Below are 11,474 nucleotides of genomic sequence, written 5' to 3' on the forward strand. Positions count from 1 at the left end.
TTTGGTTAGGATTATAAGCCTGCAGCCATTTGGTGCTTTGATTTGGTCGCAGCAAGTAGCATGTAGATGCATGTCGCAAGTAGAGCAGCGAACAAGTAACCCAACAAGCCGTGCATTTGACCCATGAATTTATCCGCAACGACAGGGCCAGCAACAGAACCAATGCTGTAGCTGAACAACATCACTTGAGCAGCTGATACGATAAAGCGCTCGTCTAAACCCTCACAACCTAAGTTAATCGCGATTGGGTAGAGTGCAAAAGTTGCCATGCCTAATACGAACAGTGACGCCGCAAGCACTACCGCTGACGAAGAGATGAACGTCAGACCGATAGAGAAAATACCGAGAATACAGAAAAACGCCATTAGTACGGTACGGCTCATGTACTTGTTTAATGCGGTAACCATAGGTTGAACTAACATACCACCAAGAATGACAAGTGCCATCAGCGTACCAATGTCTTGGTGACTGATCTTGCGGTTCGCAAGTTCTACCGGCATTAGACCATAGATAGCACCAAGCGTTAGACCCGAAACCACACAACCAATAATAGCAGCATGGTTGAGCTTAGAAATTTGCTTAAACGATAGCGCCATTGATTCTTGGCTGTTTGGTTGTTCACAATCGATGAACATCAGCACAAGCATTGCGATTAAGATTAATGTCGTGATCGCAATGAAAGGTACGCCACCACTCACACCAAGAATGCCAATACCAAATTGGCCTAGTGCTGAACCGCCGTAAAGTGACAGCATGTAAAGGCTTAAACGTTTTGCGCGAGAGGACTCGTCACCAGACATTAACCAAGATTCAACAATGACAAATACACCAGCAACCGCAATACCTGCAATGAAACGTGCAAGTAGCCAAACCATACCATTCGGGACAAGTGGTAAAATTACGATAGTTAGCGAGAATGCCGCTAGACAGCCGATGAACGCTTTGCGATGGCCAACACTATGCACGATGCGTTCAAAGAAAATCGCACCGAACAGTAGGCCACCATAGAACACACTCGCCAACCAACTCGCGTAATCAGCAGAGATGTTGTATTCACCAAGCATAAGAGGGATCAAGCTCATCAAATAGCCTGATGCCACTGCATAAAGAGACAGTGCTACGACAGGAACTGTGACTCGTGGTGATGCTGAAGGAATGGCTGTGTTTTCCAATGTTTTGCGCCTATAAATTAAGTAAAAATCAGGGGTTATTCGGCGCGAATATGAGGCTAATTAATAGGCAAGTAAAACGATTATTTTCATCCGTGTCGATAAAATAAATTTATCGATATTCTATGAGAAATTGATGCATAAAAACGCCAGCTTGAGGGCCAAGCTGGCGTGTAAAATTACTTATTAAGTGCTTGATTTAACCACTGTTCAAATTGGTTTTTTGGCAGAGCTCCGTTGATCATGTCGACACGTTGTCCATTCTTGAAAACCATAATAGTCGGGATACTACGAATACCAAACTGTGTGGCGAGTTGTTGTTCTGTTTCTGTATCAATCTTGACAAAACGAACGTTTCCGGCCTGATCTTGTGCCACATCAGCGAAAACAGGGGCAAAGCCGACGCAGGGATTACACCATGGCGCCCAAAAATCGACCACAACTGGTGTGTTACTTTGCAACAGTGCTGAAAAGTTATCGACAGTACCCTCAATCGGCGTACCGTCAAACAGTGCGCTCTTGCATTTGCCGCAGTTTGCTGACTCAGCAACACGTTCATTGGGAACACGATTTAAACCGCCGCAAGACGGGCAACGAGTTTTAAACGATGACATGACTTCTTCCTTTATGACAACTTGATGAAAACATGACTTATCAGCCTGCTTCATTATTTGTATACTTAATTTTTAGCCTGCTACAAAATAAAAGTAGCAAGTCTTTAATTGGACCTAAACAGGTTCTAAGAAATTTCATTAAAATACAACAATAAATAGGTCTGCGATGACAAATTACTATGCTGAAATTACTGGTTGGGGAAAATGCCTCCCACCAGCAACGCTCTCAAACGATGACCTTAGTACTTTCCTTGAGACCTCTGACGAATGGATTCGGACTCGAACAGGCATTGAAAACCGTCGCATTAGCCATGTAAATACCTCGGATATGGCCACTGTTGCCGCACAGCATGCAATGGCAAGGGCAGGGGTAGAAGCGAGTGATATAGATCTGATCATTGTGGCGACATGCTCGCCAGATTCACTTATTCCTAATATTGCTTCTAAGGTGCAACAAAACCTCGGTATTCGTTCGGCAGCCGCGTTTGATTTAAACGCCGCATGTACAGGTTTTGTGTATGGCCTTGAAACCGGAACGCGTTTGATTCAGTCCGGCAACTACCGCAACGCAATCATCATTGGTGCTGAACGCCTCTCTTTTTACATTGACTGGGCAATGCGTGATACCGCTGTGCTGTTTGGTGATGGGGCTGGTGCCGTTGTATTGACGCGCACAGAACAAGAAACTGGCTTGCTACAATCACAAATTGGTTGTGATGCGAAAGGGCGCGATATTCTTTCTGTACCAAAGTTTGGTACTTGCATGGACCGTTTTGCTGAAGATAACGGTTATTGGGACTTCAATTTTGTCGGTCAAGAGATCTTTAAGCGTGCAGTAAAAGGCATGGGACTTGCGGCAAAAACGGTATTGAAAGCATCTCAACTCTCTACGGACCAAATTGATGTCTTGATACCGCACCAAGCAAACATTCGTATTATTCAAACCTTATGTGATTTATCGGGTATCCCACAAGACAAAGCGTTTGTGAATATCCAAAACTATGGCAATACATCGGCTGCCACTGTGCCAATCGCATTATGTGAAGCATTAGAGCAAGGTCGAGTAAAACCTGGCGATAACATGCTTCTTGCTGCATTTGGTGCAGGTCTTACTTGGGGTGCGGCTGTTTTGAAATGGGGTGACCGCGTAACGCCAATTTCAGAGAGTGACGCAGCTCTAGCAGAATCGGATAAGTCTGCGCTTGAGTTACTTGAGCGAGCGATCAAACTGTGTAATGAACGTCAGCGTTAAATGCAAGTACGTCATTAGCCTCAATTCATGATGGCCTAAAGCGGATACCAAGTTGAGATTAAATATTGAAAGGGAGCGATGAAGCTCCCTTTCTATTTGGTACAAGAACGGAATTATTTTTTTCGTGCAAGCTTATGGTGAGCACTTGAGAAGTGGTCAGCACAGAATGCGCCGACAATAGAAAGTTCGCCTGCTAAGCATAACCCTGCGGCCACTTCCGCTAATGCTTTGGCTTTTCCGTTACCGTGCAATCCAAGGATATCAAGACAGGCTTTTTGAGTCGGAAGTCCGGTACCACCGCCGACCGTTCCAACCATAATATTAGGGAGTGTCACTGAAGCGTAGAGATTCCCATGGGTATCTAGATCCATACGAGTAATGCCAACGGCAGACTCCGCGACACAAGCCGCATCTTGACCACAAGCTATGTATAACGCGGTAAGGGCATTGGCATAATGAGCATTAATGCCGATTGAGCCACTCAACAATCCACCAACCGTGTTCATTTTCCCGAATTTGACCATGCTTTCTGGCGTGGTATGTAAGTACTTTTCCACCAAATTGGCTGGAATGGTTACTTCGGCGGAGACTTTTTTCCCTCGTACGGAGCGCAAAGTGTGCGAGTTTGCTTTTTTGTCGCCAGATAGATTGCCATCTAAGAATGCGTCAGCTGGCGTGATAGGGCTGTTCTGCAGTATGTAGTGGAACACTTTATGAGTGGCAATCGTGACCATATTTTGTCCCGATGCATCACCAGTAACGTATTCGAATACCAAGTAAACGTGGTTTCCTTCAATGCTCACATTGATATCTTTCAATTTCCCGTGCGTGGTCGTAGATTCTGCTTCTTTACGAAATGCATCATATTGTGTCACGACCCAGCTGACGAACTGAGCCGCTTCAGCAAGCGTTTGAAAACCAAATACCGGAGTACGACTGACGCCCTCACTGATTAACAATGCACTCGCTCCACCAGCGGCGGTGATTAGGTTTGCTCCACGATTGTAGGACGCCACTAAAGCCGCTTCCGTTGTCGCAAGTGGAACGAGGTAATCATCGCTAGCAAACAACCCATTGATGCGTAATGGCCCAGCTATCCCGACTGGCACGTTGACGGTTCCAATAAAGTGCTCAATATTATTGGCGTATGCTTGGCTGTGGGACTGAGTGAAAGGATCCAGTAAAAGATCTTTGTTCGTTAATGATTCAAGAATATGCCAACGACGTTTAAGATGTTTATCTGTAAGGCCAGCACTTAGGCATAACCTATTCTTCGCTGGGTGGTATTTCGGTTCTAATGCCGATTGTAGTTTTTGACTGCTTTCCATATCAGAGAGAGCAGAGCGGTTCCTTGCGCTGTCTAAGTTTAGTTTCGGCATACAAACGTTTCTTTATGAATTAGGCTTAAAATTGTAGTGATACAAAGCTTGATTACAATGCTCTGTATACGTTTTGCAACAAAACCATCCGGTGACATGGGTTTACGTGCGTTTGGAGTAGATACTGGAATGGCAGATGTGAAGTATCTGTCGATAAGTAGCGTGTTACTTTGGTGATTAACTCTTTGAAAAACAATTATAAGTCAAATGTCTTTGTCGCAAGGGCTATTTTTGCGCGTGTTAAAAATTGAGAAAATGTACCCATGTCAAATTTGTGTAAAGTGTTTAAGCTACTTTTACTCGGGTTAGGATTTCATGAGTTGAACGTCAACAGTGGCGTAAAATGGTAAATAATTTCATGCTGACGGCGGCATAATAGCCATACGTTTTCAATTGAGGGCAAGACATGATTGTTTATTTTCGAGTAAAAGATGTAGAAGTGCTTTGTGATGAAATCGACCTAGCAACGCTAATGCAAGCAAAACTCAAACAATTACCAAAAATGAAGCCTCAAGCGGACTGAGCATAGATAAGCACTGAGCATAGATAAACAATATTATGCACCAGATGCATTCAGTGCGATGGATTGTTTATACACTTTAGGAGATAGCCCGGACACTCTTTTAAATGCACGTGAGAAGTGCGAAATACTTGTATAGCCAAGTTGATTGGAAATATATGTGAGGGAGTGTCCTTCTTCCATTAATTCACAAGAAACAGAAAACATCAAAGATTCTTTGACGTGACGAAAAGACGTACTTTCATTCTTTAATTTTCTCTGAAAAGTTCGGACAGAATAGTTAAGTATTTGGGCTGCTTCTTCGATAGATAAATTTCGCTCACGTACGTATGGTCGTAAAAGTTCGAATACGCTGTCGGTGAAACTTGTATGCCATTGGATTTTCTTTGGTTGCTCACTCAGTTGTGATTCGGTTATTTGAATTCGGGTATTTAGTACATCCTTGGGTATTAGCACGCCTGTTTTTTCTTGCCCGACGAAGATCTGGCATGAATTTGGTAATGCGCTTTTTACTATATCGCCACAATGAGTCTGCAAGCGTATTTTTGTGGGTTCCCAAGAAGAGTTGGTGAGTATGCGAATTAACTCAATGATGTAAATAATGGCAAAAGTTTCTGACCAATCTGAGACTTGAGTGTCTCTTTCTTCGGAGAATCGGCAAAACCAGGAATGCCCATGAACGGTTTCAAAGGTAACGAGACTACCTGGAGAATCCAAACTAAAGATGTCATTGATATGCTGCATGGCATCGTTAATGGTCGGGAATTGCGTAAACTGATGCAAGACATTGGGTATGATTCTTCGGCGAAAAACAAACCTTAGCAAATCTGTGAATTTGGTGACACCGAATTGCGTTGACGTGAGATGTATTAATCGTTTTATGGATTTAGATGGGATGAAGTCACTGTCAGTTTGAAACAAGTCAGCAGGCAAACCCGAATCGTGAAGTAGTTTATGTTTGTCTAAGCCGTAATCTGCAAATACCTCGACGAGAATTCGTGCGTAGTTAGTCTGAACGACGGGTAAATGAAACGTTTGATTCGGCATTAATGGGAACTCCTTTTCCATCCAAATAACTATGAAGAACTCCGGTATATCAAGTATTTATGTTAGTTAAAAATGAATCATTTTAGATATAGCTCTCTAATTTCATTTGCAAATATTGAACACTCATCAGGACGGTATATTCTTAAAATTGTTCGATCTATTCAATGGCAGAGGAAAGTATGTCCGAGAACGAAAAAGATAACAAGCCAACGGAAGTGGTAGAAGATGCAAACACGAATAAGAAAGATAAAGTTAAAACGATCACCAATTATCTGATTCTATTCATTGTCTTTATGCTGGGGTTTAGCATTATATCAGATCGCATTATCCCAATTACGGACAATGCACGAGTAAAAGGCTATATCGTCCCCATCAAACCCCAGGTTTCCGGCAATGTGCAGGATATTAGAGTTCAGCCTAACCAACTTGTTGAAGAGGGCGATGAGTTAGCCATTATCGACAAATCTGACTATGAGATAGCGGTTCAGCAAGCGGAAGAAAACTTAGAAATCGCCGGACAGAATGTCGGAGCACAGACTGCGAATATTGCCTCTGCGCAAGCTCGATTGACTTCTGCCATCGTAGAACGTCAAAACACGGAAGCCCAAGCGAATCGAATCTTAGCCATGGCTGAAAAGGGCGTGGTATCAAAGTCTGATGCTGATGAAGCAAGAGCCGCTTTAGCAACAGCAAGAGCGAACGTAGTGAATGCGCAAGCTGATTTAGAAAAAGCAAAACAGCAGCTAGGTGAAGAGGGTGAAGAAAACAGTCAAGTGAAAGCGGCATTACTGGCTTTAGAGCAAGCGCAGCTGAACTTAGAGCGCACGGTTATTCGAGCTCCGACGCAAGGTGGTGTTTCTAACTTTAGTTTGACAGAGGGATTTTACGCTTCTGTTGGTCAGCCGATTATGACGTTTGTTTCTACCGAAGACATTTGGATAGAAGCCTACTTCCGTGAGAATAGCCTAGGGAACATCACGATAGGTGATGAGGTAGAAATCGCACTCGATTTTGTTCCAGGAAAAGTCATCAAAGGCAAAGTGAGCAGCATCGATTGGGGGGTTGACTGGGGGCAAAATCAACAAGCAGGTAAATTGGCACAAGCGAATCAACAAACGGGTTGGCTGCGTCAAACACAAATGCTGCCTATTGCGATCGAGTTTGATCGTGATGAAGTCAGTGGAATGCTACGCGTTGGTGGCCAAGCGGACGTGATTGTCTATAGCGGAGACAACTTTGTGTTTAACGCGATAGGTAAACTATGGATTCGTATAAAGAGTGTGTTGTCTTATGTCCGATAACGATCGCATAGATAATGCCACTCAACGTCGTATATTGCGCTTTACGATAGGGGTGAGTTTGGCCGTGTTTCTTGCGGCTTGGATTAATTGGTCACTGGCGTTTGTTGCGCCAGTGTTCACCGCAAAGTTTTTGGTCGATAAACCTAAGGCGCATAAAGAAACCGTCTATGAATTGTTATTGGCTATGATTGCAACAATGGGGTTAGGGTTGCTTCTTTCAGGAGGCATTACGCAATACCCCATCATATTGTTGCTGGCTGTAGGCTTGATGATGATTTGGGGCTACTACCTATTTACGGATCCTAAGTGGAACTTGTTTGCGACTATCTTATTGATAGCGGTATTGATGCTGCCGTTTATGGCAATCGGAAACCCAGCGATGTCGGTGATTCTCGCGGGTGGACTTGCTACTTCAGGTGCTGTTGCGGTTTTAATTTTCACCCTAATGCACATCTACTTACCGGAACCAAAAAGTCAGTTTGAGGGATATGCTGAGCCACCAATTGGTACGCAGCAGCGTTGGCATGCTTCTTTTCGAGCGATGTTGATTTCATTTCCACTGGTTTGCTTCTTTTTTATCTTTCAGATATCGGAAGCTTTACTCACGATGATGTTCGTCGCGTTGCTCTCTTTAATGATTACAGCGGAAAAATCGGTCAAGTTGAGTGCGTTTTTGATCATCAGTAATGGTATTGGTGGATTACTAGCAATTGCCGCGTTCTCGATACTGGCGATTGTACCCAATATCTGGTTTTACACCGCGTTTATTGCGTTGTTAGCGATAATTATTGGCAAAAAAATATACACGATACCGGAAAAAGCCCCAGTATTTGCGACGGCATTCAGTACATTACTTGTTCTTATTGGTAGTACGTTAATGAGTTCTGGTGACATTGATAGCAACACATTTATCAGAATCTTCCAATTGGTGATGGTCGGGACATACATGATTGTCGCATCACTATTTTTGGAAACCCGACAATGGAAGTTCTTGCAAACATAACCATTTAAACACTTAAAAGGTAACGCTATGAAAGCTTCAAATGATTTTTCTAAACAGGCGATAGACGCCGCTATCAAGATCGGAGCCGTAGCGTTACTGATCTGGTGGTGTTTTTCGATCTTAAGCCCGTTCATTATGCTGGTGGTGTGGGGGGGCATTATTGCGATTGCTCTCTATCCTGTTGCAATGTCATTACATAAACGTTTAGGCATTTCAAAAGGCAAGGCGAGCGCATTAATTAGTACGGTAGGGGTGTTACTACTTTTAATTCCACTTATTGCACTCTCATCAGGTATTTACACGAGCGCGACAGAAGTAGTGACTGGTCTTCAAGACGGCACGCTTGTCGTCCCTAAACCACAAGATAATTTGAAAGAAATCCCATTAGTAGGCGATCAGGTATATGCCGCGATTAACTATGCATCGACCAATATGGAAGGATTTCTTGTTAAGTACGGAGAACAATTAAAAGGTTTCTTGTCCCAAACGGCCTCAATCGTTGGGTCTGTCAGTGGTGGTTTTGTCCAATTTATCATTTCAACCATGATTGCGGGTGCATTCATGAGTAATGCTGACGTTTGCCAAAAAGGTTTTACCAAATTGGCAGACCGCCTTACCAACAAGAAAGGTGAAGGGCTAGTCAATCTCTCAAAATCGACGGTTCGCAGTGTTGTACAAGGTGTTATCGGCGTTGCGTTGATTCAATCAGTCATGGCAGGTGTGGGCATGGTCGTTGTGGGTGTACCCGCTGCGGCATTATGGATGGTTGCCGTGATTTTAGTTGCCATTGTTCAATTGCCGCCAATCTTGGCTCTAATTCCTGCCATTATCTATGTATTCAGCGTCGAATCAGCGTTAGTTGCAGGGCTATTTTTAGTGTGGTGTATTTTAGTCAGTGCGAGCGACGCTGTACTTAAGCCTGTACTTCTAAGCCGTGGTTCAGATACGCCGATGCTTGTAACACTGTTGGGGGCACTTGGTGGTATGGCGATGTCTGGTATCGTCGGTTTGTTCGTCGGGGCGGTTGTGTTGAGCCTGACTTATCAATTAATGGTGAATTGGTTGGATGAAGAAAGTAATGAGGAACCTCAAACGGGGACGGAGAAAGAAAACGCTGAGGTATCGCAATGAAAACAATGACTGGACAAGATAACTTCTATTTTTTGTTTTTTGCGTTGATAGCACTCTTCTTTGGCTGTGCGCTGATGCACCAATTTTATCCAGATGGACAAGAAACAGTATTGGCGTTACTGATCGTAACATTGGGCGCATCAATCGCTGGTGTTAATCGCGATCACAAGGGCAATCGCACGTGGTATGGCGTATTGCTCATTGTTGCCGTGATTTCGTATGGGGTGTCCTTTTTAGAGCATTTGGATTTGTCCATTTTGACATTGGGTGCATTACTCGTATTTCTGTTCTCTCACATATACTCCGCATTAAAGCAAGTTGTGCTGACTAAATCGGTAACAACGAACCACATTATTGGTTCTATTTGTATTTACTTACTGTTGGGGTTGGCATGGGCGGTGATTTATCTCTTAGTGTTGGAGCTCTTCCCAAGCTCATTTACAGGGTTAGAAGCAAAACCGTGGTTATCAAATCTGTTTAATGCGTTGTACTTCAGCTTTATAACGTTAACAACTGTCGGGTACGGGGACATATCACCGACGGTTCCAGTGGCACAGTTTTTCGTGTTCTTTGAGGCAATAGTTGGCAGTTTTTACTTGGCAATTATGGTGGCGAGTTTGGTGAGCATTCGGTTAACTCAGAATCAGGGTTAGCGGGTGTAGCGTTCGACTTGGTATTGAGCTGCAGCGATACACATACCACCAATGTCATTATCAATAGAAAATGGCATTTAGACTGCTACTGATGACATTCCATAAGCTAATGTTTAAACTTGAAAAATACTTGGTAATTTGAAATGATAGATCGTATGGCAAATCCTGACATTCCACTAGTGCATTCAGAAGAAGTGAAACTATTCGCGACCTTGCTCAAACAGCTGGATGGCGACCTTCACACACTTCTTGAGTCTGCCAGAATGCCGCAGGATATTTTGTCTAACCATTCTTTGGATGCATTTGTACCAGAGAGTGCGTTAAAGTCGGTGTTTCAGATCCTAGGTGAACAAGCCTCGCAAGATAAATTCTCTCTGCTGACATGGACGCTGTGTCACGATATCTATGTTCCACGTTTTGCTAATCAAATTACTCAAACACAATCCCTACGAGCTGCACTGACAGAAGTTGCTGAATTACTTCATAGTGTTTCGGATAATGTAAAGTTAACCATCGAATCACACGGCGGAAAAATTTGGCTCGTTAGAGAAAAAGAGTACGTTGATAAAGATTGGTTTCGTTATGCAGAAATGTTTTCCGCAATGTTTATGAATGAGCTGATTAAAAAACTGGTTGGGCACCAATGCCAATTGAGAGAAGTGGGGGTTCAAGATCTTGAATCTGAGCCATTTCGTCAGTTACCTGGATTTAAGCATGCACAATTCTATACTGGTAGATCCGTTACTGCTATCTCATTGCCTAGTGAAAAGCTTGATAAGCCAATCAATTTTATACCGAATCGAGAGCAATTTTTATCACATAAAGAGATTTTTACCCCCAATCAAACAAACTGCAATAAATTTAGTGTCGCATTGGAAAAAGCATTAACGCCGTATTTATCGATGGGTAAGATCTCGATTCAGTTTGCAGCAGAGCTTCTAGATATGAATGCACGGACAATACAACGTCGTTTGGCGAACGATAAGACAACATATCGTGAAGTGATCGAGCGTTTAGTGTTGAATCAAACTTTAGAGCTGCTCGCAGACAAGGATCTAAGCATTACACATATTGCTCTAAAAACGGGCTATTCCGATTCTGCTCATTTTACTCGTGCATTTAAACGTATGATGAACACCACGCCAAAAGCGTATCGCCAATCTTTGATATAAGCAATGTTAATCAACAATCCGTAGAAGTTGGATTTATTTAACAATTAATTCAAATGCTTAACATTACATCACGTTTCATATAAAACAGGTTTGACCTACCTTATACCTTTACCTATCTTTGATGTGAACAATTTGTTTCATATGTAATTTTTAAAATTTTCATTGAGACGTTTGCTCCATAGTACTTACATCATAACAAGTGTCGTTATGGGGAAAGGACTCTAAATTAAGAT

At 43.0% G+C, this 11,474-nt stretch carries 10 protein-coding genes; 6 read left to right on the plus strand and 4 right to left on the minus strand.

The annotated features are described in order from the left end of the window. Positions 1-11 precede the first annotated feature (11 nt). Both KHN78_RS16120 and trxC read right to left on the minus strand, forming a co-directional pair. Positions 12-1,172, minus strand: coding sequence for an MFS transporter (locus tag KHN78_RS16120; protein ID WP_211917175.1), 1,161 nt, complete (start codon positions 1,170-1,172; stop codon positions 12-14). Positions 1,173-1,348: 176 nt separating this feature from the next. Beyond that, positions 1,349-1,783: a thioredoxin TrxC gene (trxC, locus tag KHN78_RS16125; protein WP_211917177.1), complete on the minus strand. Its 435-nt coding sequence runs from the start codon at positions 1,781-1,783 to the stop codon at positions 1,349-1,351. A 166-nt stretch (positions 1,784-1,949) separates the two neighbouring features. Here trxC and KHN78_RS16130 point away from each other — a divergent pair, with 166 nt between their 5' ends. After that, a complete protein-coding gene (locus KHN78_RS16130) occupies positions 1,950-3,035 on the plus strand; it encodes a ketoacyl-ACP synthase III (protein ID WP_211917179.1) in 1,086 nt (361 codons plus the stop codon). 113 nt (positions 3,036-3,148) lie between these two features. On the opposite strand, the gene KHN78_RS16135 is transcribed toward KHN78_RS16130, so the two are convergent. Both KHN78_RS16135 and KHN78_RS16140 read right to left on the minus strand, forming a co-directional pair. Continuing rightward, positions 3,149-4,414: a hydroxymethylglutaryl-CoA reductase gene (locus KHN78_RS16135; protein WP_211917181.1), complete on the minus strand. Its 1,266-nt coding sequence runs from the start codon at positions 4,412-4,414 to the stop codon at positions 3,149-3,151. 556 nt (positions 4,415-4,970) lie between these two features. Beyond that, positions 4,971-5,981, minus strand: a complete 1,011-nt coding sequence (locus tag KHN78_RS16140; protein ID WP_211917183.1) for a helix-turn-helix domain-containing protein — start codon at positions 5,979-5,981, stop codon at positions 4,971-4,973. Between the two features lie 179 nt (positions 5,982-6,160). On the opposite strand from KHN78_RS16140, the gene KHN78_RS16145 reads away from it, so the two are divergent. From KHN78_RS16145 to KHN78_RS16165, 5 genes are all read left to right on the plus strand, one after another. Then, on the plus strand, positions 6,161-7,282 hold the full coding sequence (locus KHN78_RS16145) for an HlyD family secretion protein (RefSeq protein ID WP_211917185.1): 1,122 nt from the start codon (positions 6,161-6,163) through the stop codon (positions 7,280-7,282). Continuing rightward, complete coding sequence (locus tag KHN78_RS16150) at positions 7,272-8,285, plus strand: DUF2955 domain-containing protein (protein WP_211917186.1); 1,014 nt, start codon at positions 7,272-7,274, stop codon at positions 8,283-8,285. The genes KHN78_RS16145 and KHN78_RS16150 overlap by 11 nt, the downstream gene beginning before the upstream one ends. A 27-nt stretch (positions 8,286-8,312) precedes the next feature. Next, the gene (locus KHN78_RS16155; RefSeq protein ID WP_211917189.1) at positions 8,313-9,416 is read left to right on the plus strand and encodes an AI-2E family transporter; all 1,104 of its coding nucleotides are present in this window, start codon (positions 8,313-8,315) and stop codon (positions 9,414-9,416) included. Continuing rightward, on the plus strand, positions 9,413-10,069 hold the full coding sequence (locus KHN78_RS16160; protein ID WP_211917191.1) for a potassium channel family protein: 657 nt from the start codon (positions 9,413-9,415) through the stop codon (positions 10,067-10,069). Before KHN78_RS16155 ends, KHN78_RS16160 begins: the two co-directional genes overlap by 4 nt. 155 nt (positions 10,070-10,224) lie before the next feature. Further along, positions 10,225-11,241: a helix-turn-helix transcriptional regulator gene (locus KHN78_RS16165; protein ID WP_211918866.1), complete on the plus strand. Its 1,017-nt coding sequence runs from the start codon at positions 10,225-10,227 to the stop codon at positions 11,239-11,241. The last annotated feature ends 233 nt before the right edge of the window (positions 11,242-11,474 follow it).

This window comes from Vibrio sp. B1REV9, assembly GCF_905175395.2.
Taxonomy (GTDB): domain Bacteria; phylum Pseudomonadota; class Gammaproteobacteria; order Enterobacterales; family Vibrionaceae; genus Vibrio; species Vibrio alfacsensis.

Coding starts and splice junctions, on each gene's coding strand:
- trxC (WP_211917177.1), bottom strand. CDS start 1,783: ATGTCATCGTTTAAAACTCGTTGCCCGTCTTGCGGCGGTTTAAATCGT.
- KHN78_RS16130 (WP_211917179.1), top strand. CDS start 1,950: ATGACAAATTACTATGCTGAAATTACTGGTTGGGGAAAATGCCTCCCA.
- KHN78_RS16135 (WP_211917181.1), bottom strand. CDS start 4,414: ATGCCGAAACTAAACTTAGACAGCGCAAGGAACCGCTCTGCTCTCTCT.
- KHN78_RS16140 (WP_211917183.1), bottom strand. CDS start 5,981: ATGCCGAATCAAACGTTTCATTTACCCGTCGTTCAGACTAACTACGCA.
- KHN78_RS16145 (WP_211917185.1), top strand. CDS start 6,161: ATGTCCGAGAACGAAAAAGATAACAAGCCAACGGAAGTGGTAGAAGAT.
- KHN78_RS16150 (WP_211917186.1), top strand. CDS start 7,272: ATGTCCGATAACGATCGCATAGATAATGCCACTCAACGTCGTATATTG.
- KHN78_RS16155 (WP_211917189.1), top strand. CDS start 8,313: ATGAAAGCTTCAAATGATTTTTCTAAACAGGCGATAGACGCCGCTATC.
- KHN78_RS16160 (WP_211917191.1), top strand. CDS start 9,413: ATGAAAACAATGACTGGACAAGATAACTTCTATTTTTTGTTTTTTGCG.
- KHN78_RS16165 (WP_211918866.1), top strand. CDS start 10,225: ATGGCAAATCCTGACATTCCACTAGTGCATTCAGAAGAAGTGAAACTA.